Consider the following 23141-nt stretch of genomic DNA (forward strand, 5'->3'; position numbering starts at 1 on the left):
GAGTGTGTTCCCCTGTCCATCTCTGTCTCTGCCGATCTCGGTCGACAGTCCGCGATCGTGTCGCCCTGCAGTGAGTGGGGCACCCGTTCGACGCTGGCTCGAGTCTTCATCCGAGGCGAACCATCCGGGGCCATGGTCGAGCTGGTTTTCGTCGACGATCAAGCCACACTCTCGACAGTGTGTTTCGCGGTTCGCTGTGATCAGTGTGCCACTGCACTCGGGACACGACAGTGTCGATTGCAACTGTTGCGATGCATCTCGAGTGGAGCAACTGCTGACGGTCTGATCTGTAGCCATCATTTCTCCGACGAGGCATCTGACTGGTCGCCCCGTCACCCCACCTCGGGGTAACAAACCGCCTCAAGGGTACTACTGATGTGACTGTTTGCGGAACCCACTTGAAGGCAAAACTCGGGCTGTAGCTGGTTCGTCTATCCAATAACGGAAGCAGATGAATCGAATCCAAGGGGGGTATTATCATTCCACTCGACAGCGTGGACGGCATTGGGGAACTCTCCTAATCGTTGTTCGATAACATCGAGTGGATGTGAGTCGATGAACCGGGCTGGCTGATGATCAATAGCTGAGGATCCCTTATTTACCTGTAAATGAACTTGTCCGAGATCGGTGTGCATATCGTCTTGGTGCCAGCCAACTAGTAGACTTCGTTCGGGCTCGATCCAGTTGAACCAGTAGTGCTCATATGGGTCACTTGTCTGGATCTGGAATCCGATTTCGATTCGAGCCGTCGTTGTAGGGTATGTCTCGTCGTCGAGGAATTGACGTGGGTCCACCTCTCCGACAACGCGATATGAACCTGCCTCGCGTGGCTCGGCCCGCCGCCGTCGAACGTTGTCGAGTTCGGCAGTGAGTCGATTTTGGATACGGTCATGCAGGCGCTTGTTCTGCAAGTTAGCCCGGTTAGCGAGAAAAACGACCATTAGGCGAATGTCGAGTGAGAGCTATTTTCGGGTGAGGAAAGGCCAACAACGTCATCGTATAACTGGAGAGCGTGCTTTACGAGCCTGAGTTCCGTGTTGATTGCTTCCCAGGTTTCGACGACGTTGCGACGCTCACGAAGCTCCGCAGCCGATAGATCTTCCCCAGCGAGTTGTTCCCGAAACTCTGTGAGTGAACTGACGTCGTATTCTGCAGCCAACTCCTCTTGTTCCGTCTTCAACTCTGTAAGCTGGCTCTCGAGCTCGTCGCGCGAATACTCATTGATCAGGTCAGTTACTTCGTCGAAGAGCATTCGAACAGGGTTCAAGTCGTACGCTTTCGTCCCATCAATCGTCGTTTCTCTGACCCAGTCGTCACTCTGCAGTCGCTGGAGTTCATCATCCGCTGTCGTGCGAGAGACATCTGCTCGGTCGGCAATCTCTTGGACTGGTGCTGGTTTGTCAAGTAACTCTACGACATGGCGGACGCGTTCACGTCCGCTCATGCTGTCTGTCCACGATCGCTGATCTGAGTCACCCATTCGTACTCGCTCTTGGATCTGCAATCTCAAATAATTTGGCTCGAGTCAATTATTCAAACCGCGATTTCCGGAGAATCGTATCCTACGATGGATCAATTAGTTGTGGTGGCGTAGTATCGTAGCTGAGTGCACCGTCAAAATCTTCGAGAGTCTCATCGTTGGAAGGTCCCATCTGGACTGGGAACGAGTCCAGTCCGAATTTCGAGGTCAACACGGCGCAGATGCTTACAGCCGCCGTCTGGCTGGCGCTGTTCGAAATCAGGGCAGGTACACGTCTCTTCCTCGATGTCGATCTTGTACGTGCTCTCGCTTTCGCTAATGACCTTGTAGATCGGCCCCGGCTGAGCGAAGTGGACGTCGATATCTTCGGTGAGTGCACGGCGGGTTCGTGGCTCGTCAATCGAGTAGCCGCCGGCCTCGAGTGGGGTTTGGGGCTGCGGTTCCTCACAGGCGATCGTGAACTCGTCACGATGGTTGCGCTCGTGGCCGCAGTTCTTGCAGCGCCAGTAACGGGTCCGATACTCGTAGCTGTCTGTAAGATCGATGTCGTAGGGTGATGGTGCTTTGCCGGGGAGCCACTCGTCGATCGCGACGAGTTCGTGTCCGTTTAGACGGGCGGTATCACCTGGGTAGTGCTGGGAACGGTCGTTTGTAAATTCGTCGTCAGTCGAACGCTCTCGATGCGTCTCACTCTGAATCGGTCGGTCAGTACTCATCGATGATCTCGAGGCGGACGAACTCGCGCCTCACGCCTCCTGGCGCCCAAAAACCCTCATTCGGGGTCGGCAGAGAATTAGAATTCAGATGTATTCTCGAGCGATCAGAGCGTAACGGGTACCTCCTGCAGTTATCATCCTCTCCGAGCTGTTGAAGGAGAACGGAGTACTCGTCCAAGAGGAATGTCGCATACCATCCCGCCGAAGAGGCTACTTGGCGTGCATGGAACGTAGATGAAGCGCCGAATACGGATATTAGAACCCGTATCTTTTGTGAGCGTCGTCGATGTCCATGATATCGACTATACGGACTTCCTGTTCGTCATCTAGGACATCGTAAAAAGCGGTATGGGTCCGACCGATGTGAAGGCGATAGATTTCCTCACCGTCAACCACAATCTTCTCTTTATCGCCAGACCCGGACCCAGGCCGGGGATACGGGTCGTCCTCTAACTTCTGTAAATTTTCTTTTACAATACGAGTACTCTTCTCGCTAAGTGCAGCGACGTACTCGCGGGCTTCGTCCGCGAGCAGAACATCATAGCTCATCAAGCGACGTCAGCTCCTCGCTGTCGGCTTCGCGGACCTCGCGCGTTCGTTCGGCAAGCTGCTGCCGCTGACGCTCTTGGATCAACTCTGCGAGAAGCTCGTCGTAGGTCTCGCCTGCGTCTTTGAGTTCGTTCAGTTCGTGCCATCGTTCTTCCGTAACTGGGATTCGTTTGTTTGCGTTCGACATGGCGTTGAGGTGCTTCTTGTGTCGGAGGTTCATCCCCGGTTTAGCAGACGTGAACCCATTATCCGGTGAGCCTGTTATCCGGGGAGAGGGACGGGCTCCTTTTCTGACGTCCGGTGCCACCCGCTCGCCATTATTCAGAGCGCGTGTGCAATATTTACAACGCTTACAACGTAAATGCTTCGCCTAGTCGAGGTAGCTCACGTCGCCTCATACTGACGGCCACGTTCGTGGCTCATCGATCGAGTAGCCGCCGGCCTCGAGGGGAGTTGCTGGTTGTGGTTCCTCACAATGGGTCGTGAACTCGTCGCGATGGTTACGCTCGTGGCCGCACTTCCTGCAGCGCCAGTACCGGGTCCGATACTCGTAGCTATCCGTGAGATCGATGTCGTAGGGTGACGGCGCTTTGCCAGGGAGCCACTCGTCGATCGCGACGAGTTCGTGTCCGTTCAGGCGGGCGGTATCACCTGGGTAGTGCTGGGAACGGTCGTTTGTGAATTCGTCGTCAGTCGAACGCCCTCGATGCGTCTCACTCTGAATCGGTCGGTCAGTACTCATCGATGATCTCGAGGCGGCCGGAGTCGCGCCTCACGCCTCTTGGCGCACAAAAAACGATTCGCGGAGTCTACAGGCGGGGTAGGCCGAGCGCCTCGAGGCGTGACCCCAAGACGGTTCACTCTTGAGGACCTAGAAGAAGACTTGCCGGCGGAACTCTGCTGTCACGTGTTACCGATCGGCGATAGCCACCATCACTCGTACTGTCTGCTGTCGCTCAGTTACGTCGACGTCAACGAGATGGTTTCTAAGAACGAGCGACGAAGTACGGACTCGAATACGAAATCGAAGCTCTGTTCCGGTACCTCGAGACACATGCCGAGAACGATGACGACTGTCTCTCCGAGTAAGACAAATTCTACAAGGTGGATCTTCCACAATGAGAATGACGGAGTAATCTAGCGACTTTTCTCCTACTTAATTAACCAGTAGACACGTGACTCTCGTCACACGAATTATAGATGCTGATCACAGACCGTTGACTATTTCGAGCTCTAACAAGATCATATATCCACGAGATCCGGGACTTTTCCAAACCTCGGGCAGTCTCGTCGTACAACTGGTCGGCAGCCGATCGAATCCACCACCGGAGCGATCGCGTACTCATGATCTCGACGAGCGACGAGTTGGTCGGTGCGTCGCGCACGCCGTCGACCGTCCGGATAGTCGTCACGAGATCGCGCGAGACGGGCGTCTCTCAGAACTTGGAACCTTCTCGTGCTAGACGCGGAGCATTGTCCCGGCGTCAGTATCGACGATGTCCTCCGGCGCAACGTCGAGGACTTCGTGTGAGCGGAGCCTGCATCGTGCTCCGAGCGCGAACGCGATCCGTTGTTTGGTGTCGTCGGCCGCTTCGAGCAACTGTCCTACTTCGTTCTGGCTGAGTCAGACCTTCATGTCGTCGCGGTTCTCGTGCTGTTGCAGATTCATGCGTCCGGATTGCCTGCATTCCGGACAAAAACCGCCAGCAATCTAGTTCTGTCGGTGGTCCTCGAGGGGGAAATCGGGCCGATTCTGTCCGACTCTGTCTGTGTTCTCGCACACACCAATAGGCTACCCAGGATAAGCAACAAAGTCGTTAGGAAACTTTTCCTGGAGCAGATCAGCAGTGATCTTTTCAGCTCGCTCTGCACGTCGATATGTACGGAACCATCCTACCTGGAGTAACCTTACTGGCGGGTATACAGCTGTGAAATATGCACCATCATCAGCTGGTGAGTTGAGGTGCTCGTCAAGCCGTCGGACCAGATTTGAAGTTACACCGACATAGAGTACACGGCGGTACTCATCGATTCCAGTATATTCAGCGAGACTGTTTGAGGAAACACCTTGGAGCAATGCTGTTCCTGGAGAGGTTGGGGTACTCGAGCATTCTAACACGTATACAGCATCTGTGCGGAAACTCCCGTCAGCGAATGGCAATGAAGTCATCACAAGGGTCGAAATCGATGTGTCATGCTTCAGAGGAAGAAATTGGTCAGTTCCCCAGTACGGATCACTCGGGACCTCGTCAACAATTTCCTCCCGGACTTGATCTAGAAAATATTCTTGAGTCCCTTTGGTAATTGTCGCCTCTATACTGGACATCCTCGGATAGTGCATTACCTCTAAATATAGTCTAATATCAGATACATATTATGTATTCTGACCGAGGGATCCACGACTACCTCTGACCGCACTATTCCACGTAGCCTTCGCGCATCTTTTTCTCGATACGCTCCTCCGAGTAGTCACAAGCGTAGTCGTGGACGTCATCCATCACATGCTCGAACTCCTCGTCGTCAGCGTAGGTCTCCTCCCGCTTGATAACCCATCCCTCACCGCGTTCTCGGGAAAGATACCGAACGTGATCATCGGTAATGATGATGAGGTCCTCAGTGAATTCTCCCTCTCCCTGAATCGGTGTCTGCCAAGTTGGCGAAATTGCTCTCTGTACGCCATTGGCAGCGTCAATAGCCTCAACAACAGAATGACTGAGCGGTTCATCTGGAATTGACGAGATGATATCGGATCTATCCGACATGTGATTCACATCGAACACCCAACCTATGAAGATTTCGTGTAGAAACCTAGAAAAGATCGCGGTGGACAAACATCGAAAGGGCCAGTCGTCGTCCTAGATGACACTGGACCCCGAAGCGGTAGTCTCGTCGCGCTTGACAGGAGAGTCTGACACCGGACAGTCAGTGTGGATCAGAGATGATCACTAACGATATCTCCTGTTTCTGTTAGTCCGTATATTCGATGATGAGGCTGATCTGGGGTTAAGCATTCTATTAGAGGGGGTTCTGTTGTTTTGAGATCTCTGAAATAGTTTGAAATAGTATCTCTTTGTATATCTAATTCCTCAGAAAGATCTGTAGCAGATGCTGGTTCTTCTTCCAGTAGTTCAATTATCTCAGATTTCCGGTCTGACCGGCGAACTCTTGATACTAGATCCCATGGCACATTAGAATCCACTGACATGAATTCGACTCCTTGCTGAAATCATAAAAATTCATCGAACCCCCGTTAAAGAGCAATAATAAGGCCAATTGGTAGCACCATAGGAACGCCAAGAGATTTCGCCATATCAGATAAACTTAGAAATCTTTAAGGGTGGAGGGTGTTGTAGATTGAATCGGTGAGACGCAGAGGTCCTGGCACTGGTTTTGCCAGGTCCTAATTAATCGGGTAATTAGAGGTTTTCATACCCCTCGAGGCCAATAGTTAGCCCCACAGTTAGCCCAATTGGAAGGGCAACTGAAGGCCGAACCATAAGATGGGATAGTAGGCCAATATTCTTGTTATAAAGAATATCTCCTTGATCCATTAGGCTGATTACTTGTCTACCGAACGTCAACTAATTGTTGATTGGTTTACTAGACTCTATTCTCTAAAATCTGGATGCAGCGCCATGCTCGACGAAATATCCTGATTCTAAATCGATTCCAAGTCACTGTTTCATAACAGATGGTCTGATTCACACCAAGGAAAATACTTATATGACGGCCGTGCATACCAGCCTACCGGATGCGCTGACGGACCTCTGCGTCTCACCAACCAGGGTCCTTGCATCCTGATCGCAATGTCCAGTCAGGACACAGAGAGACATGTGTACTCCCAGAAGCGGAGCACGAGAAGCGTCGCTGAGCAAGTAGAGATTGCCCATGCGATGTGGGTGAACGGAATCGGACCCGATCATGATGGTCTGAAAGCCAACGAGATCGAAGACGAACTCGAGCTGGACCTCGAGTACACCGCCAAGACGTCGCTCAAACACTTGGTGGACGTCAACATCGTCGAAGAGTTCACGCCATCTGGACCAAGCACACTGGTCATCGCGAGTTGGATGGACGGTGGGGACGGTGACGTCGTTAACGGTAACGTCACTGAGGCCGCCGAAGAGGGCTTGAGGGCCCTTGCAGATGAGGTTTCGACTGAGCCGTCGTCCGATGGAGAAGCCGCCGCGACAGACGGTGGAGGACTCTCGACTATCATCGCTGACGAGTTCGACCTCGTCATCGACAAGGTTGAGAACTTCCTCCGTACGACGGACCGGCCCGTCGACGTACTCAACCAGGCTGTTGAGGCTATCGAAGAGGCAGATGGCGTCGAGGTTGGTGAAGACTACGGTGAGATCGCCTTCATCAACATGCCTCATCGGTTCCGACTCACAGATCGAGCGGTCAGCCTCTACGAACAGTAGAGACTGTCCCCTCACCGCAGATTCATATTTATGGCTGAATAGTACGATCAGCGGTCTATACCACTAACAGTGCTGTCTTCGATTTCTATTTTTGAGTCTACAGAACATGAAAAACTGGGAAACAGGCATACGTACCAGCCGTATTCCAACTCAAAATGTCCTCGAGGACAGGCTTCGCGGACACATCTCGTCCGAATCTCATGCAATTCTTGAGCAGAAATACACTCCAGATTATATTGATCCCTGAACCTATAAGATACCTCAGCTGAAGAGGAGAATCTATAGAATGGACAAGAGAGGGGACTTACAACCAGGTGATCAAATTGACACCCTTTTAGATCACCAGACACAACGATTAGAGGATATTGCTAACAATGCTGTCGATATCATAAAAATAAACCTACTGATTCTTGGTGCATTTGCGCCGTTTCTTGGAACAGTATTCAGAAATGAGATATCGACTGAAGTTATATTCGAATCGCAGTTTCTACGATATGCGACTCTTTCGTGGGTGATATCAAGTATATTCTCTACCATTGTTTATCGGATTGCAAGAGGGAAATCTACCTCTCAATTCGATTTGCTTGAACAAGCGATTGTGAATGATTGGCGAGATCCTGATCTCCGAGATGAGATGCTAGATAATAGTGAAACATATGAAAAGAATGTAAATCGTTATACTGTTTTAATGGCAATGAGTGTCGGACTATCGTTAGCTACAGTCCTATTTTTTGCACTAACTATAGCAGACACAATTTTCGACCTATCTAGCACTTCTAAAAGGAACGCAGTTCTCGTGGTTCTTGGGTTCGGACTGATAACGGGCTTTGGAATTGAGATTATCCGCCTTCTTGGAAGAGGGCGATTTTGGCTCAGTTCAAAAGTTGACTGGCTTAGCTCAAAAATAGATTTTAACGTTAAGATAATAGGATTAAATACATTGGAGATAAAGGTAGGAAAAACAGAGATCACGGAGGTAGTAGAATTCTTCGTCGAGAAAGAGAATCTTTCTCCCATTCGTGCAAGACTTATAAAGTCTATACATGATCTTTTTGAATACGAACCATGGACATTTGATGACCTCTCATCAAAACTTCAGGACGAATATCCAGATATTGGTTTAACTAAAGAAATGATTGATCGACTTGTTGATGAGGGATACCTTCAGAAAATTGAATCTAGAGGACCAAGGACATATCTTGTTCATGAGAGAAGGGAGAAGATAGTAAATGACGAAGATATTGATAAAGTCGTTGGTGAGGAATTAGGTAGGGTAATTGGACATATGAAACAGGATAATGAAGTCAAAGAACTGATATCGCAATACCTTGGTACTAACCCAAGCAATGCAAAGGAAGTGTTGGTTTCTGGGACGACTCCAGAACGCATTGATAAGCTCAATACCATAATTGATTTGATTAGGAGGGAGTACCCACACAAGGAGCCGCCTGGAAAAGAATATGGGAAGATTCAATTTAGAAAATCGATGGAAAGGTACCAACTAACGCCAAAAGCATCACGGGCCTTTGCATTAGTCCTAGTTCAACAAGCGAAAGACGCACTTGCTGAAAAAGCACATATTCAGGCAACTGTTTTAGGATATAATGGATTAGAAGAGTTTATAAGGGCTCTAGTCCGTCACGAGACGCCCAGTAAAGAACTTGATATCCGAAGCCTTGGGCACCTGTTACAAACTAAAGAGATACAAGAAAAAATTAGTGATGATGATCTAGGACTGATCGGTCGATTTAGAGAAATTCGAAATAAAGCAGTACATGAGGATGCACGTCAAATTGACTCAAACGAAGTTCAGGAACTCCTATCTATAATAGAGAATATAATCTGGAAATATTCTAATTAACCGACTGATTTCATTCCATTCTACTCTTTGGATGAGTATCTGGATCTATGAGTGATATTTCCATGTCCCCTCGTCCGTTTTATTTACCTCAACTGGGTGATCATTCACGTTCCTGTTCTCATCGACCAATCCAAGCGCCCGAAGTTCGCTCTTCGGGAGCACGACACCGCCCGACGTACGATTAACTTGTGTCAACTGGTGGATTGGCATGACTACGTTGTTAACTAGTTCTGAATCTGATTAACATTGGTCTCACCAGTACAAGACTATGATATTCCAGACTGCTATCTGCTTTCTCGAGTCCGTTCTCAGGTATGGGCTCTCCTGACCCACCACATAATGATAAGAAAGACATCGACGAGGTGTATCACGACAGAAATCTACTCGCGATTAGATTCGCCACGATCGCGAACGTCACGTGGCCAGGATCAGCCGGCTACTACTGGGAGTCGACCGATGACTGAGCGGTTCGAGTTCGGATCGAAGGAGCAGCAGACGCCTTCCGCGAGGAGCACGAGCAGCACCTTTGCACCGACGACGACCGCCGGCTCAAGACCGTGGCGCTCTCGTCGGACGCTCCCAAGCGAGTCCTTGAGGAGGCGACTGTCCGAGCGGCGTCTGGTCGCGCCGACCAAGGCGCTCGAGGCGGCCAGGTCGAGCTGACCGAGCAGGAGAAAGAGCGGGTCGGCCCGTTCGAAGGCAGCAACAACTACCGGAAGGCGACGGCGGTCAAGGGCCTGATGACCGACACCGGCGTCGACGACTGGACCGCCTACTACGACCCCACTCTCAGCGTCGACGAACGCCGCGAGATCGCCAAGTGACTCCTCAAATAGTTGTTAGTGACTACCCGAGATTTCCTGCACCCTCTCTGTTCTTCCTCTGCAGGAACTCGATCGCCGATACAGCTGTTTACCTGGGACCGTGGCCGACGATGGTCACCGTATCAGCCCCTGACAATCCATGCTCGCCAGCCTCAGTTCGTTCCCATTCGAGTCGGCCTCCGGAAGTGTCTCCGTCGAATCCAGTCTCCGCTATTGGGAAGTGTAACACGAGATCGTCTCGCCCGTCACCGTTTACGTCTTCAACATGACCGTCATGTTTCGGACGTGCACCGCCACCTTCGCCAACAATATCAGGGGCACCAAACCGATACCTGACATCCTCACTTGTCGGATCGAACTCGTCTGTCTGCAGGACAGCAACTGGAATCACACCGTTGCTCTTCGGATTAATTGGATTCTTCTCACTTCCAGGCTTGATGTCGACTTCGAGGCTAGCAGGGAAGTGCGCGGCGACGTGTCCGCCGAACGTCGCAATACCCATGGTAGATGCCGCGAGTGCAGTGCTCCCTCTCAAAAAGCACCGCCGTTTGAGCAACGAGTCGTCTGTACTTTCCGTACTGGAGTGTGTGGAATTGTGGTCTGGTTGGGGTTGCATACGTCATTTGGAATTTTACCAGACATACGAATATTTACTCTGGTCCATCTGACGAATAATACCCAAAAGTCTACAGCGCCAGTGAGCCAGTCCTGATTCGTACCGGAACACGCCCATAGACGTGGCGGTGGCGTTTATCGACGATCCGTTAGTGGTCGGACGTTGTCAACGAGTTCAGATAACGTCTCGAGAGAGACCCCAGCCTGACCGAAGACGAGCGTCCGTGAGTACGACTTGCTCAAGGACCTACGACCGACCGCGAACGGCTATAGTCGGTGCCGGATATCAACGAGGCGCTCCAGCAGGGGAGTATCGCCAGATACGATAATCTTGGTAAGTGTGAACAAGATCCAATATGTGGCGCATCCAATCTATATGTATGGAACGATATGTTGATGGGTTTGTTCTTGCCGTTCCGAACGAGAACCTCGATGCGTACCGCGAAATGGCCTCCCAGGCCGGAGAACTCTGGATCGAACATGGCGCACTCGAATACGTCGAAGCAATCGGAGACGATATGGAACCCGATATGGATGGAATGCCAATGCGTCCCTTCCCTGAACTCGCTGAAGCAGGGGACGACGATACGGTAGTGTTCTCATTCATCGTGTTTGAGTCGCGGGAACACCGCGACGAAGTAAACGCGAAAGTGATGGAAGACCCCAAAATGGATCCAGAGAACTTCGACGAGGACGAGGGGATGCCGTTCGACGAAGCACGTATGACCTACGGTGGCTTCCGTTCCATCGTCAACTATGAGCGTTAATGTTTCGCAAGGATTCTCGAATCGAGATGGTCTCTTGACGCACAAAAACAATTCGCGGAGTCGACAGGCGGAGCAGGCCGAGTACCTTAGGGCTTGACTCGAGGCGATTCACTAACTTGTTCGACCGGACTCTCAGGACCTGTCTCGAGAGTCGGATCCAACCCGAGCGTAGGCATCTGCAGTCACGTCTAACTCGTTGATTGCCGTAGTAAGCGACAATGGCTCAGGGAGTTGCTCCTCGAGTTGCTGAAGTGTGTGTCTGATCTCGAGGAGCTCCTCGTGAAGGTCGTCGATGGGCGGAGTCCCGTCATCGACCGTACGTCGTTCTGGACGGCCTCCCTGATTGCCAGATTCTATATTTGGTACTGAGATATCAATCTCAACTGCTCTGTCGAAATCTGGGACATCGTGTGGACTGGGACCACCCTCGTTGCCAGTCATCGTTCGAGCACCTCGACATCGGGGTGCTTTCCAGCTAAGTTGGCGGCTGCTTTCAGAGACTCGAGATCATATAGCTCTCGCTGAACCTGGTGGTTGATTGCATCACCCGACCATCTGTGCTCACCGGGCGTATCAGCGTGAACCTCCAATCGATTCGAACAGAAGCGTCCAGCGTATCCTAACCGGTGTTGGACAGTATCTCGGCTGATGGGTACTCGAGGACGATACGACTGACGTGCGGGACGTTTATATCCCGTCAGAAGCAATCGAAACATGGCTTTCAGATCCCGGTTATGGGATGGAAGCCACGTCTCGGGTGGTGCGACACCCGGGACATTTCAACGCATGCCCCCGCGGCTACATGGGACGTAGCTTCCAACTTGATTGTAGGCTGCTAGTCACTTATAGTATAGGGATGATAACTCGAGAGAAACAAAATCGCTTTGCGCCATTTCTACCGAAATGGCAACGTCAGCTGCTCAAAATGCTTAACCTGGCCTCACCGTTTAGTTTACACCTCCGCTGGTTTCTATTCGTGGAGTGATTGGTGTGGTCGTTGTGTGGAACTATTTTTGCTGGGTTTCGTTCGACATAATCAGGCTGACCGCTCAACTTCAGCTGAGAGGGCAGTCAGATAGCCGTAGCCATTGACGAAAAACATGCTATCGGTGAAATCATGTTTTGCGGTCGACCGATGCAGAAACGCGGCAGCTGGATCATTGCCTCGTCGTCCAAAGAGTACGACATCAGGCACAAGCTCTACGTCTATTTCAGCGTACAGCCAAGACCAGTCGCTGTTAATCCTGACAGTCGTTTCACCAATAGTGACCTGCGACAACTTCGCCGTCGGCGGGTCTGGAACGCTGTCAGCCAGCCGACTACCTCCATGACTTGCTCACTTCTCAAACTGGCCTGACTAGACGGTGACCTGAAATTGAATAGGTCACTTATTAGATGAACATTCAGGGGACCGAATTAAGAAGTAATTCAATCCGTCATACTTATAATTTCAATTCAATAGTATTAGTTAAGTAGAGTATGCAAAGGAGGAATGTACAATTCACAGAAAATTCCGAGAAGCCGTTTTTTGAGTCTGGTGATATCGTCATTGACCGCGATGACGATTCGCCAAATGAGGCCATAGTCGTAAATACGCCACCAATTGAGGCCTCTGAATGGCATGTCCCAGGAAGAGGAACGCTCACAGAAGATAACCCAGACTATCCTAGCGATGACCAAGTCGTGATTGTGATCTATCGCGACACGATCGAAAAGACGTATCCGAACTATACGGGTGCAGGCGTAATCCGATCACGCCGATTAAATCAGGATAATGTGCAAACCTACGCGTTCCCATCGCTTCGTCTTCAGCAAGTCGGTGAATTAGAGCCGAAGGAGTTTTACCTTGATAGGCTTGAGCCTTCGCCATACCACGCACGAAACTTTGAGTTCACCGAAAATAAGGAGTACATCCAAGCAATTCGCGAACAAGGATATCCAGATCCACCGCCATACATACGTGATTGTGGAAATCGGTTTGAGATAATAAATGGACATAAGCGGGTCTGGGCTAGTCACATAGCTGGTCTCGAATCAATCCCATGTGAATGCATTTATGTTAGTGATGAAGTAGCTGCGAGGAAATGGATCTGGAGTCATCTTGACGACTATGAAGCTAAAGAGAAAGCAACTGCTCGTGAACGACTTCGATCTAAATTTGGTTCAAAAGCAGAACAACTTGAGACAGAGGTTCTACAACGAAAAGAAGCAGTTGTCGATGAGTAATAGCTCCACAGGATTGGCTATCCAGTCAAGTATTCACCCTTCAGACACGATATCGACGCGTCTTTGATCTCTGTCGTAATCGAATTCGAAACCGAGACACGGTCGAATCTTTGTGGGACAGTGGTTATTACAGATAACTGTTACAGACGTCTGTAACAGTATTTCATCGAACCAGTAAGGCACCTTGTCGGGGGTTGCACGCTTTGTTGAAACTGTATTTCACCCACAGTTCCGGGCGAGGATACTATCTAGAACAGGAACCTACCCTGTCCAAATCTCGAGATCGAGTTGTTCAGTGAATCCGTTTTGAGATCAAGTTTCCGGGAATCCGATATCGGAATTTTTGGTACTGGACTTACTTCTCAACCGATATTCTTGAACCACGCTTCGAAGCTGTCGGCAGGCATCAGTCGCTCGTTGTGCGAGCTTATCTTCGCTCGAAGGGTGGAGTACTCGAGTGTACCAGTCACAGGCATCAGCGGCTAGTTCGAGCCATGCGACTCGAGTGGTGACGTAGCCGTGGTGGCGGCCGGCCATCCAGATTGTTGCAATCGTCTCGAGCTGGTCTCCCGCTGTCTCACCACCACAGCTCGCAACCCATTCGCTGCGCAGTTCGCACGCTGATACGACTGTGTTGCAGAGTTCGGTATCCACCTCGAGGACGATGTGGTGATGTTGGATCTGCTGGATCTCGAGGATCATGCGTTAGTGTCGTCGATGGTGAGTCGAATCTGATCTTGATGCGATACCGTACAGGTTGTCGAGGAGTAGACTGTTGGCGTCTTGTTTTCACAGGTTAGGTTCAGACACGCGTCTCTCGATTCTTTGGATCGGTGGGATTGCTGCGTCATGATTTCCACGCAGGCACAGTATCAACGCGCCTGCACCCATCTCAGGCGTACAAAAACCGCAGAGAGATATGGTGTTACCCACCTGATCGTCACCACCGATATCGAAGCAGTTGCCTTCTGGGCGATCAACCAGCCCCGTTCGATCGATATGTCACCGATCTTGATGCAGTGGAGAAATTCGACTACGGAGAGGGGTTGTTACAGATCATCCTCATATACACGTAATGAGCAGTCTCAGATGGCGATTTAGGCGAGTGATCTCTCCCGAATGCACTGTGACGGTCAAATATAGTTGTTGATTGCACGGTCTTGAGTCGATATGTTCCAAAGTGGGTGATCCGTACTCGTCACTACGATCGAGGCGTATTGGTGAGCCTCTCCTCTCGTGGCGCATAAAAACTCCAAATGCCCCCTCTATCGATGTGTTTGGTTAGGCACGGAGTCGGTCTTGATCAGGGCGTCGTCCGACGTTCCACTCTTGTTTAGCAACTGCATCAGATATGCGTCGTAAGCGGCTCTGATGAGCAGCGTCTCGACTTCTGCGAGCGTTGGCGAAAACGAGAGGCGTGTTCGTAGGACAATTATCGACGATAGTTTGGAAATCATCGTTGTCTGACAATTCCTCAAGTGCTGCACGGACGTCCGAGACGTCAAGATCTCGAAGGTCTTCGGAGCGATAGGCAGCATCACCGACGTGAACAACAGGCCCCTCAATATCAAGAACGCGGTACTCACCTATTGGTCTAAGAGAAACTGACTCTGCCTCGATTGCAAAAGAGAGATCGAGATTTGAACCGGCAGTCACACGTTAGGAGATATATAGTACTACTCGACCTGGGCTTCGTACTCATCCCAGAGGGTATCAATATCAGTACCGGTTTCATCAGCGATGTGACGCAGTAATTGCGCCCGATTTTCGAATCGCCGAAGCTGCCCCTTAGCGCTCATATCTAACATTGGCTACACAGGGATTATAAATTGAGGGGCCACCTCTCAAATTTGACTCAAGATGACTCTACATCGTATTCCTGAAACACCGATTCAAACCCGCCAGCAACAACCTGTTGGACAAGATTGGCAAAGGCCTCACGATTCGCTGGATCTTCAACCAGTGATCGATAGGTGCTTTCGAAGTGATGGCCATGCGATGGCTGATCGGTACTCGCAGTTTCGTGGGCGGCTTCGTGCAGGAGTACCAGATACAGATCATGCATCCATACCTCTCGCTGACGACTCGAGACAGCAGAGTCAGTGATTGCGATATATGTCCGGCCGTCAGTCCAGGCATCGGCACTCGCCTCGCCATAGTAGATCTCACGATCGATCCCGAGTTCGGTAGCGAGAACACGGGCGAACAACAGATAGCGACGCTGATCAGCATTCAACTGTGACTCATCGTCGATGCAATTGTAGCCAGTCCACACGCCTTCTGCCTCCGCTCGTTCGCCGACGTCGAACGAAGACGGCAACTCGAGGTCCGCGTCATCGCGGTCAGTATACTCACGAAGCCGCTTGGTTGCTGGATCGCTTGTATCGAGAACGACATAGCCACGCTCGACGAGCTTATCCGCGCCTTTCTCGGCGCTCTCAATCCATCCGATTTCCGGGGCGGCTTGAATTCGAGTAAGACTAATCCGAGACTCATTCGCCAGCTGGAATAGCGACCGGTTAGTCCAGTCGGTGGAACTCGAGCCCGAGAACATCTGTTCGACCATCACCTCACGGCTTTCATCATCCAAGCGATCGTCTGGTACTTCGTCGTACAGTTCATCTCGAGTCTCCTCAAGCGTTTGTTCGATCCGTTCCCAGCGATCACAGCCGGACTGGATATCGTTTCGAGCGAAGTTCAGAGTGAGATTGCCCTTCGAGACAACTACTCCACTGACGCCGTACTCTCGACTCGTCGTGACGTAGAGCCCGTTGCTGTAGATCTCAAGACCCTCATGCGACGTATGCTCCAGGGCGATCACTGCATCATCCGTCTCGCGAGTAATCGAGGGTCCTGACGTCTCACTGATTGCCTCACGCGGATCGCCACGTGCTGCTGACTCCCCGTTGATGATAACATCGACGTCGGTCTGTGAGTGCACGTATGCGAACCGCTTGCGAAGGTCGCGCACATAGCGATGCCATCGGTAGCTCTCTGGATCAGGCACCTCTCCTTCGTAGTGATCGATTTCGACGAGAACGCCACCGAGGGAGTGCTCAGTCTCAACTACGTTTCCCTCTCGGCCACTGCTGTCTGCCCACGGCCCAGTCGTCCGCTGATCACGATAATCGAAATGAAGCGCTCGAGAATGACTCCAGATGCGAACGGCACCCTTTGCGATGATTGCGCCTTTCCCGATTCCCCACTCACCGATGGTCTCGTCATCGGCTCGCTGCTTCGTCCCGGCACCAAGCACTGACAAGTTGCGTTTCCCCTCGGTTGACTCGAGATCAACACCAGCACCATCGTCGACGATGATTGAGCGTTCGGGTGAGACACTAACCAGGACTCGAGTCGAGTTCGGACTGTCGATGCCGTTTTGTACGGCTTCACGAATCGCGTCAGTGAGGTCTGCCATCTGATCTTCGATGAGGTACGTCGCGACCTGCTTATCGGCAGTCATCGTGACTGTTTCATTGGATGCATTCGGATCCAGCATCTCAGTCTGCTCATCGGACTCGGACTGTTCGACTGCGAACTCCGCGAGCGTTGGCTGATCGGACATGGTGTCCACCCATCAGGCACCCGAAAAACCCCACAGCGCAACACCGAGATAGGCACCTGTATTGTAGATGGACCAGCGCCGAACAATCAGATTGCTGCTGTCGTTGATGTCAGCTCTCCTGGAAGCTGCTTCCGAAGTGTCGCTTCGACGGTTTCCTTAAATGTACTGTAGGCATCGATATCGCCCGTCTGTAGTTCAGTCGCTTGTAATTCGCCGCGACCAGCAGTAGTCCCATCCGGTGTCTCGTATGTGTATGTGTCCTTCATTTCACTATCTAAATCTGGATAGACTAGCATCCCTGGAGTTCCATATTTAGCCTGATACGCTGCAATCTGATAGAGATCATTTCGACTGGGATCTGTTCCTGTCTTCCATTTAGCGTCACCAACGAAGACGATGTCATTCGATTTGTTCACTACCCAGAAGTCAGGATACATCTGAAGGAGACCGCGGTCAGATTCAGTTTGAACTAGGTGGCCGATACTCCCGTCCTTGACCTCATAGGACTCCTTGCTGACGATGTTCCTAACAGCCCGATACACAAGTCGTTCGAAGATGGTCTCCATGTCGATTAACAGTGACTGAACACGGCGATCGTGGCCCCCTAAATCCGCTACGAATATCTGTTTGAAGATCAGTTTCGCCAGCTCTAGTGCATCTGCATAGTACTCATCGAGGCGGGTAAGCGAAACACTCTCGATATCACGAACCGACATCCGTTCATGCGAGACGTACTGTTGAAGGCGACTGTAGAAGCGATTCACATCGCTTCGAATTGCGCTCGTAGTGACGAGTGGACGCAATCGATGGAGACCGTCTAAGAGGATTTTGTTGAGTACCGTCTCAGTCGAGAGTTCATCGTATCGACACTCGAATTTCTTTGGTGCAACGCCTTGGCGCTGAAGTTGACGTTGAAGATCCAACTGCCCCCGAAGATGTTTTTCCGATGACTCCTGGACGAGATATTCTCGGTTCAGTCCTCGTTTCAGAATCGTATCAAGCTCATCGAGGTAGAGTCTGGCAACGAGATCGACAAAGGAATCTCCCATCGAAACAGCTGCATCCGTACCGCGAACGAGTTCATCGTTGATATCACCGACGTAGGCGAGATAGTGCAGTAGATTGCAGGATGCCTTCGGACGAATCTCGAGAATATTTCCAGACGGTAATCCGATGACGCCGACATGGTTAGAGACAGAGACTCGAGGCTGTCCATCACCGGCGTAAGAGACTGTAATCTCTTCAAATGACGCTAAGTGATGGAGATCTTTCTCTGGGAGATCGACCGCTTGATCGTCACGTTCGGTAATTGAAAGTCGACGACTACTACTCATCGGGGAGTGAATAGGGCTGGTCAGTGCGTTCCAACAGCTGCTTGAGTTCCTTGTTGAGCGTCTCCTCATTGAACTGCGCAATCTCTCTGTTTTGCATGTCAAAGAGCGCGCAGTGGTCCGTCTCGAACACAGACGACTGGAGCCGACCAAGCTCCTCGAAATAGTACTCTTCTAACAGCGGCAGGATATTGTAGTACCACGCATCGCGTACTTCTTTGACCGAATCCAATCCAAGTAGGTAGGAGTGGCCAACTCGCTTTCCCTTCCCGAGCTCACCTGAATCCAAAATATTTGCATTCATGACTTGGAGCGCTTGAATAGAGTTCTCGAGGATCTCCCTGAATGAGAGCTGTTCGTCGACGAAATCACTGAGTCCAGATTGGAGATCATACTCTGTAGCGAACACATCGTAATTGGGTGGGAACGACAGGAAACTAAACCGACGACGAAGCGCTGCATCGATTAGTGCGATCGAGCGATCGGCAGTATTCATCGTTCCAATGACGTAGAGATTTGGCGGAACACCGAACTCATCGCCCGAGTGTGCTAGTTCGACAGTCACCTCTTCTTCGGCACCAAGCCGCTTGTTTTGCTCTAACTGCGTGATGGTCTCGCCGAAGATCTTTGCAAGGTTCCCACGGTTGATCTCGTCGATAATAAGAATGTATGGTGGTGCGTCTGCTGGATCGTCGGCATCGTTGTAAGCTCGCTCTGCATCGCGACAGATCCGTTTGAAGATCCCATCTTCAATATCGTAGGTCACCGTCCCTGACTCGTCTTGTTTCGCAGTGAGTCCCTCGAGGAAGTCCTCATAGTTGAACGAGGGGTGGAACGTAACAATTCGGAGTTGGTCCTCCGTTGGCTGATCCAGTTTTTCGTTCAGCCACCAGTGGGCGAATTTTCGAGCAGTATGCGTTTTCCCTGTTCCTGGCGGACCATGGAGAATGACCTGTCCCGTCGACTCTAACTGGGAGGCTATCTCATCTGCTCGATTTGGCTGCGGTTCTGGACTCAGGACATCGATCTCGGACCGATCGTATTCTCGGGAAGTAACACGCGAAGAGAGGATCTGCAAAATCCAGTAGACCAGTTCACGGTTCTCGTCTTTTTCTACGTGGAGATTGACTAAGACACTGACGACGGGGAAATCCTTCTCGCGAAGCTGTTGTGACTTCTCTTTCAGCGTTTCATGAGGAATGCGATTCTGCTTGAGCGCCTTGATTTCAGATTCAATTGTACTCGTAGACTTCTCGTTGATCGACGTCTCGAGGTCAAGTTCATCGACGTCACCAGTGACGTATAGCTCGTCAAATTCTACGATATTTCGATACTCAATGTTCTGATGGAATTCGTTCCACCACCACGATTCGTTTTTTGTCCTCTTATTCGAAACAATGCCACAGCCAATCAATCCTTTCCCCGAAGTCTGGAGCTCGTCGTTTTTCGTCTCTTGAGTCACATAGAGGAGAATGAGATCGCCGCGATCGATTTTATTGAAGTCATCTTTCTGTGAGTCCGTAAATTGGATCGCGCCATGCTGAAGGATCGTGGGGTAATCATCGCTATGGGACGTGAACCGCCAGACAGTGATTTCTTCTTGCTGATTTTCGAGATACTCCGCGACCGGGAACGATTCGGACGTCTCTGGTGTGTCTTCACCTGCTTTACTAGTAGTGTCATCTTCAGCGGACTCAAAATCAGTCCGCTGCAAGTTGAGAAACTTCACATGGTTCATATTCACGGAGAGATCCAACGCAGACTGAAGATCGCGAACCAGGACCACGAACAGGGTCTCAACTGGTGACAGGTCTCCGACAGAGCCAGTTCCGAGCTCAGATTGAAGATCTTCAAGGTTCGATTTGATATCATCGTAGAGCGCTTCGATCTGATCAAACACAAACAGCTCCTCGGAGGTTGGCTCTGAGTTCGGGCCAAAGCCACGGAGTGCAGACGTCCATTGAGATACAATGCTGCGAGTGAGATGCGTCGTTAGCCAGTTCTCGTAGTCCTCTTGCTCTAGCTTTGCGAGGATAGCGTCTGTGGCTGCGCTAATACCATCGTACGTATCTGACTCCTCGCTTACCGGGTCGTCATCGGCTATGTACGCTTGATAGGCATCAACAAGCGTTTGGAGATCCCGAGCAGTCTGATTAGTGGGAGGTATCTCACCGAGCTCGTACCGCTTGTAGAAAATCGTCCCTGGTCCATATAGCCGATTGCGATTCGAAGCATGAGGAAACTCGAGTTCACCGGCAGTAAACCCATCAGGCTGAATCTCTTGTCGGATGTCCCTAGCAGTTTCTCTCAACTGCTGGCGAGCAGCTTTTGTCCCTACTTCGTTCTTGAGTTCGGTCACCCCTTGGTTTAATGTCAAGGTGACACGGTCTTCTTGAGGTTCAAACAAATAGACAATGTAGGTCCCTTCCTGGATGCGACTTGTCTCTCGCTGATCGAGCACAGCAATCCATGGGATTGACGTCCATCGTCCCTTGCCAGCTGAGGCTTTGACGACTAAATTCTCCATATCGAGTAGCTCCCGTATTTGCTGCGGAATTCGCTTTTCAATATCAGTCCGCGTTTCGTGGTCAGTGATGCCCTGGCCGATTAACTCAGTTGGATACTCGGCGACGACACGGTGAAGTAATTCTGAAAAATCTGGAGAGGGTGAAGACATAACCCCAGGTATCGATGGGACCAAGTTAAAAGTGATTGTACTGGAAATTTGAGATGAGAGATTAAGAGTGAGTTCAGTACGAGTAGTTGGGGGAAACTAGACGTCAGCTGCTCTTCGAATTCACCTATTCCAAAGATCGTGATTGTTTGTTTTGTAGTCTGTATTCGATTGTTCTTTGTATTTGTATGCTATCATTGATATTACTTAGCAGTCCCCTGGTTTCAGGTTTAACGCTTGTTATAATTGGTGTGCTGTACTTTTGGATGGGTAGATTCACTTCAATCGGTCTGTCGAGGGTTACATCAAGCAATCCTTGTTACAAAGGACCAAATGTAATGCGGAGGTCCAAGATCCATTTCACACAATAGGGTAAGGCAACAACTCAAGCGCTTTTCTGCTACTATAACAAATTATATGTGACTTCATGATACTGCATGGCATATTCATATGAAATTGAGAGATCTCGCTGACAAGAACTGGAACAGCTACGAGCAGAAACGGTTTCTCAAAGATGACCCGAAGGAGAAAACAGAATCATTCGACCCAGAGACGTTCAAACATGATGGATTTGAAGATCGGGAGAAATATCTCGAGACATACGTTCCAGCGCTGGCAGCCGACGAACGATTGGATGTAGAACTCAATAACTTCACGCCGCCACGGCTCAGCTCGATTAATGATTCTTCGTACCAAGCATTGGTAATTCGATATGGGATCCTCCGGACGCTGATTCAACAGTTAGACTATAGCATGGAAAAGGAGGAACTGCTTGAGGCTGTCCAATCCTGGCAACAACGGATCATCGATGACTTCTCCGAGGATGACTTTGCTGAGGATGACGAGTTGCTTCATCTTGCGAAGGCTGCTGTTGACTATGGTTCAGATGTCTACGATGCCGAACTTCACATGGTTTACAGCTACTTTGAACTCCACAATCGAGCCAGGAACAAGAAACACGAATATTATACCTGGTTAGACTTCTTCAAGCGGCTTTCTGCAATCGACCGGTTTCCCAAGGTGTCTCGATCTGAAAAACCAGAACATGCACTGGATACAATCGAAAAGGGCTTATGGTCGCTTCAAGAGCAAGCGATCGTCTATGAAGTCAATACAGAGGACGTAAATGAACTGGTCGGGATTCCAGAGGATTATGCTGATTTCATCCGTGATTGGCTGTACTACGAGATGTCAGAGGACAATTATCGCCAGATGCTCGAGGCGCTCGACTATTTTGACCGGCAACAAACGCTTGTCGATGCTCGAGATACCTTCGGCGTCGATACAAAGACACAAGGCCTGAACGAAAAACGTCGTGAGAGCCTTGTCAAGGCCGGTGTCTTCCCAAGTGAACTCCTCGCAGAAGCATTGACTAAAGAGGAATTGAAAGAGATTGTTGATGAATATGGGTTGGACGCCCACAAGCAGAAAACTGACGAGATGATCGAGAAGACCATCGAATATTTCGAACAATCACAAAAGCAAGTCAGCGATACTGAGGAGGCTAACGCTGAACTCTATCTGCAGTGCTACGAGGATATTTCCGATGGGAACGTTGAGCGAATTCCGCCGCAACTGCAACAAGTCATCGATGAAGATGATCCATCAACGAAGTTGGATATCCTCTTCGAAGAAGCGACTGCCGAAATCTTTACAGAGATCTTCAATATTGATGGGACGGAGCTGTTAGGCCAGCAAGCAACCGGGATCGTCGCAGACGGGGAGATTGTGCAGGATGGCAGATGGCTTCTCTGGGACAATAAGCGCCGAACAAACAAATTCAAGCTGGATAGTAATACACAGAGTAAGATTAAGAACTACATTGACACAAAAAGCCAACAACACGATGTCGAGTGGTTCTTGATTATAGCGCCGGATTTCACAGAGCGGGCTAAACAAAATGCAAAGAAACTCGAGATGCAGGTCGGCGGTATTGACATTCGATTAGTAAAAGCAGCTGACTTCAAGCAGCTCGCGGAGTACTGGCAAGAAACGTATGGCAGAGATGATCAAGAGCTTCCACTATCCGTTTTCTACGGGTCTGAGGTCTTAGAGCTCGAGATTGCAAAAGAGGCCCTCAATAGAGAGTTTTCATAATTCCACTCA

General features: G+C 50.4%; 21 protein-coding genes and 2 pseudogenes. 7 read left to right on the forward strand and 16 right to left on the reverse strand.

The window, feature by feature from the left end; genetic code table 11:
* The 9 genes and pseudogenes from ATJ93_RS22060 to ATJ93_RS22110 all read right to left on the reverse strand — a co-directional run.
* The coding region (locus ATJ93_RS22060) for a TFIIB-type zinc ribbon-containing protein (protein ID WP_394338805.1) at window positions 1-300 on the reverse strand (300 nt) is incomplete at its 3' end.
* A 640-nt stretch (window positions 301-940) separates the two neighbouring features.
* On the reverse strand, window positions 941-1444 hold the full coding sequence (locus tag ATJ93_RS24235) for a winged helix-turn-helix domain-containing protein (protein ID WP_245977805.1): 504 nt from the start codon (window positions 1442-1444) through the stop codon (window positions 941-943).
* Between the two features lie 188 nt (window positions 1445-1632).
* Window positions 1633-2196 (reverse strand): hypothetical protein, encoded by a 564-nt coding sequence (locus tag ATJ93_RS22075; RefSeq protein WP_120246825.1) that lies wholly within the window; start codon window positions 2194-2196, stop codon window positions 1633-1635.
* 255 nt (window positions 2197-2451) lie between these two features.
* Window positions 2452-2745 (reverse strand): type II toxin-antitoxin system RelE family toxin, encoded by a 294-nt coding sequence (locus ATJ93_RS22080; RefSeq protein WP_120246826.1) that lies wholly within the window; start codon window positions 2743-2745, stop codon window positions 2452-2454.
* The gene (locus tag ATJ93_RS22085) at window positions 2735-2932 is read right to left on the reverse strand and encodes a hypothetical protein (RefSeq protein WP_120246854.1); all 198 of its coding nucleotides are present in this window, start codon (window positions 2930-2932) and stop codon (window positions 2735-2737) included. The genes ATJ93_RS22080 and ATJ93_RS22085 overlap by 11 nt, the downstream gene beginning before the upstream one ends.
* A 222-nt stretch (window positions 2933-3154) precedes the next feature.
* Window positions 3155-3487, reverse strand: a pseudogene (locus ATJ93_RS24240) (hypothetical protein); the annotation flags it as partial.
* Between the two features lie 1050 nt (window positions 3488-4537).
* A complete protein-coding gene (locus ATJ93_RS22100; RefSeq protein ID WP_211334124.1) occupies window positions 4538-5071 on the reverse strand; it encodes a GIY-YIG nuclease family protein in 534 nt (177 codons plus the stop codon).
* Window positions 5072-5162: 91 nt separating this feature from the next.
* Window positions 5163-5507, reverse strand: a complete 345-nt coding sequence (locus ATJ93_RS22105) for a hypothetical protein (RefSeq protein WP_147376677.1) — start codon at window positions 5505-5507, stop codon at window positions 5163-5165.
* Window positions 5508-5677: 170 nt separating this feature from the next.
* The gene (locus ATJ93_RS22110) at window positions 5678-5950 is read right to left on the reverse strand and encodes an ArsR family transcriptional regulator (protein ID WP_120246828.1); all 273 of its coding nucleotides are present in this window, start codon (window positions 5948-5950) and stop codon (window positions 5678-5680) included.
* Between the two features lie 601 nt (window positions 5951-6551).
* Here ATJ93_RS22110 and ATJ93_RS22115 point away from each other — a divergent pair.
* The 4 genes from ATJ93_RS22115 (at window position 6552) to ATJ93_RS22125 (ending at window position 9857) form a co-directional block, all read left to right on the forward strand.
* Window positions 6552-7172, forward strand: a complete 621-nt coding sequence (locus tag ATJ93_RS22115; RefSeq protein WP_120246829.1) for a hypothetical protein — start codon at window positions 6552-6554, stop codon at window positions 7170-7172.
* A gap of 286 nt (window positions 7173-7458) precedes the next feature.
* Complete coding sequence (locus ATJ93_RS23310; protein ID WP_147376678.1) at window positions 7459-9033, forward strand: hypothetical protein; 1575 nt, start codon at window positions 7459-7461, stop codon at window positions 9031-9033.
* A 314-nt stretch (window positions 9034-9347) separates the two neighbouring features.
* The gene (locus tag ATJ93_RS23860) at window positions 9348-9497 is read left to right on the forward strand and encodes a hypothetical protein (protein WP_170155633.1); all 150 of its coding nucleotides are present in this window, start codon (window positions 9348-9350) and stop codon (window positions 9495-9497) included.
* 93 nt (window positions 9498-9590) lie between these two features.
* Window positions 9591-9857: a hypothetical protein gene (locus ATJ93_RS22125; RefSeq protein ID WP_120246830.1), complete on the forward strand. Its 267-nt coding sequence runs from the start codon at window positions 9591-9593 to the stop codon at window positions 9855-9857.
* An 88-nt stretch (window positions 9858-9945) separates the two neighbouring features.
* Here the strand turns inward: ATJ93_RS22125 and ATJ93_RS22130 are convergent, their stop codons facing one another.
* A complete protein-coding gene (locus tag ATJ93_RS22130; RefSeq protein WP_245977807.1) occupies window positions 9946-10359 on the reverse strand; it encodes a hypothetical protein in 414 nt (137 codons plus the stop codon).
* A 493-nt stretch (window positions 10360-10852) separates the two neighbouring features.
* On the opposite strand from ATJ93_RS22130, the gene ATJ93_RS22135 reads away from it, so the two are divergent.
* On the forward strand, window positions 10853-11239 hold the full coding sequence (locus ATJ93_RS22135; protein ID WP_120246856.1) for a DUF1428 domain-containing protein: 387 nt from the start codon (window positions 10853-10855) through the stop codon (window positions 11237-11239).
* 132 nt (window positions 11240-11371) lie between these two features.
* Here the strand turns inward: ATJ93_RS22135 and ATJ93_RS22140 are convergent, their stop codons facing one another.
* Complete coding sequence (locus ATJ93_RS22140) at window positions 11372-11680, reverse strand: hypothetical protein (protein WP_120246832.1); 309 nt, start codon at window positions 11678-11680, stop codon at window positions 11372-11374.
* A gap of 579 nt (window positions 11681-12259) precedes the next feature.
* Window positions 12260-12569, reverse strand: a pseudogene (locus tag ATJ93_RS22145) (IS6 family transposase); the annotation flags it as partial.
* A gap of 149 nt (window positions 12570-12718) precedes the next feature.
* Between ATJ93_RS22145 and ATJ93_RS22150 the strand changes: the two are divergent.
* Complete coding sequence (locus ATJ93_RS22150) at window positions 12719-13465, forward strand: ParB/RepB/Spo0J family partition protein (protein ID WP_120246833.1); 747 nt, start codon at window positions 12719-12721, stop codon at window positions 13463-13465.
* Between the two features lie 312 nt (window positions 13466-13777).
* On the opposite strand, the gene ATJ93_RS22155 is transcribed toward ATJ93_RS22150, so the two are convergent.
* The 4 genes from ATJ93_RS22155 to ATJ93_RS22175 all read right to left on the reverse strand — a co-directional run bounded on the left by ATJ93_RS22155 (window position 13778) and on the right by ATJ93_RS22175 (window position 21038).
* On the reverse strand, window positions 13778-14167 hold the full coding sequence (locus ATJ93_RS22155) for a hypothetical protein (RefSeq protein ID WP_120246834.1): 390 nt from the start codon (window positions 14165-14167) through the stop codon (window positions 13778-13780).
* A gap of 1153 nt (window positions 14168-15320) precedes the next feature.
* Complete coding sequence (locus ATJ93_RS22165; protein ID WP_120246857.1) at window positions 15321-17030, reverse strand: sensor histidine kinase; 1710 nt, start codon at window positions 17028-17030, stop codon at window positions 15321-15323.
* 86 nt (window positions 17031-17116) lie between these two features.
* On the reverse strand, window positions 17117-18364 hold the full coding sequence (locus tag ATJ93_RS22170) for an McrC family protein (protein ID WP_170155634.1): 1248 nt from the start codon (window positions 18362-18364) through the stop codon (window positions 17117-17119).
* Window positions 18357-21038, reverse strand: a complete 2682-nt coding sequence (locus ATJ93_RS22175) for an MrcB family domain-containing protein (RefSeq protein ID WP_120246836.1) — start codon at window positions 21036-21038, stop codon at window positions 18357-18359. Before ATJ93_RS22175 ends, ATJ93_RS22170 begins: the two co-directional genes overlap by 8 nt.
* Before the next feature lie 447 nt (window positions 21039-21485).
* Here ATJ93_RS22175 and ATJ93_RS22180 point away from each other — a divergent pair, with 447 nt between their 5' ends.
* Window positions 21486-23132: a hypothetical protein gene (locus tag ATJ93_RS22180; protein ID WP_120246837.1), complete on the forward strand. Its 1647-nt coding sequence runs from the start codon at window positions 21486-21488 to the stop codon at window positions 23130-23132.
* The last annotated feature ends 9 nt before the right edge of the window (window positions 23133-23141 follow it).

The organism is Halopiger aswanensis, from assembly GCF_003610195.1.
Taxonomy (GTDB): domain Archaea; phylum Halobacteriota; class Halobacteria; order Halobacteriales; family Natrialbaceae; genus Halopiger; species Halopiger aswanensis.

Excerpts from the sequence above, each read along its gene's own strand:
- ATJ93_RS24235 (WP_245977805.1), bottom strand. The coding sequence starts at position 1,444 with ATGAGCGGACGTGAACGCGTCCGCCATGTCGTAGAGTTACTTGACAAA.
- ATJ93_RS22075 (WP_120246825.1), bottom strand. The coding sequence starts at position 2,196 with ATGAGTACTGACCGACCGATTCAGAGTGAGACGCATCGAGAGCGTTCG.
- ATJ93_RS22080 (WP_120246826.1), bottom strand. The coding sequence starts at position 2,745 with ATGAGCTATGATGTTCTGCTCGCGGACGAAGCCCGCGAGTACGTCGCT.
- ATJ93_RS22085 (WP_120246854.1), bottom strand. The coding sequence starts at position 2,932 with ATGTCGAACGCAAACAAACGAATCCCAGTTACGGAAGAACGATGGCAC.
- ATJ93_RS22100 (WP_211334124.1), bottom strand. The coding sequence starts at position 5,071 with ATGTCCAGTATAGAGGCGACAATTACCAAAGGGACTCAAGAATATTTT.
- ATJ93_RS22105 (WP_147376677.1), bottom strand. The coding sequence starts at position 5,507 with ATGTCGGATAGATCCGATATCATCTCGTCAATTCCAGATGAACCGCTC.
- ATJ93_RS22110 (WP_120246828.1), bottom strand. The coding sequence starts at position 5,950 with ATGTCAGTGGATTCTAATGTGCCATGGGATCTAGTATCAAGAGTTCGC.
- ATJ93_RS22115 (WP_120246829.1), top strand. The coding sequence starts at position 6,552 with ATGTCCAGTCAGGACACAGAGAGACATGTGTACTCCCAGAAGCGGAGC.
- ATJ93_RS23310 (WP_147376678.1), top strand. The coding sequence starts at position 7,459 with ATGGACAAGAGAGGGGACTTACAACCAGGTGATCAAATTGACACCCTT.
- ATJ93_RS23860 (WP_170155633.1), top strand. The coding sequence starts at position 9,348 with ATGGGCTCTCCTGACCCACCACATAATGATAAGAAAGACATCGACGAG.
- ATJ93_RS22130 (WP_245977807.1), bottom strand. The coding sequence starts at position 10,359 with ATGGGTATTGCGACGTTCGGCGGACACGTCGCCGCGCACTTCCCTGCT.
- ATJ93_RS22135 (WP_120246856.1), top strand. The coding sequence starts at position 10,853 with ATGGAACGATATGTTGATGGGTTTGTTCTTGCCGTTCCGAACGAGAAC.
- ATJ93_RS22140 (WP_120246832.1), bottom strand. The coding sequence starts at position 11,680 with ATGACTGGCAACGAGGGTGGTCCCAGTCCACACGATGTCCCAGATTTC.
- ATJ93_RS22150 (WP_120246833.1), top strand. The coding sequence starts at position 12,719 with ATGCAAAGGAGGAATGTACAATTCACAGAAAATTCCGAGAAGCCGTTT.
- ATJ93_RS22155 (WP_120246834.1), bottom strand. The coding sequence starts at position 14,167 with ATGATCCTCGAGATCCAGCAGATCCAACATCACCACATCGTCCTCGAG.
- ATJ93_RS22165 (WP_120246857.1), bottom strand. The coding sequence starts at position 17,030 with ATGTCCGATCAGCCAACGCTCGCGGAGTTCGCAGTCGAACAGTCCGAG.
- ATJ93_RS22170 (WP_170155634.1), bottom strand. The coding sequence starts at position 18,364 with ATGAGTAGTAGTCGTCGACTTTCAATTACCGAACGTGACGATCAAGCG.
- ATJ93_RS22175 (WP_120246836.1), bottom strand. The coding sequence starts at position 21,038 with ATGTCTTCACCCTCTCCAGATTTTTCAGAATTACTTCACCGTGTCGTC.
- ATJ93_RS22180 (WP_120246837.1), top strand. The coding sequence starts at position 21,486 with ATGAAATTGAGAGATCTCGCTGACAAGAACTGGAACAGCTACGAGCAG.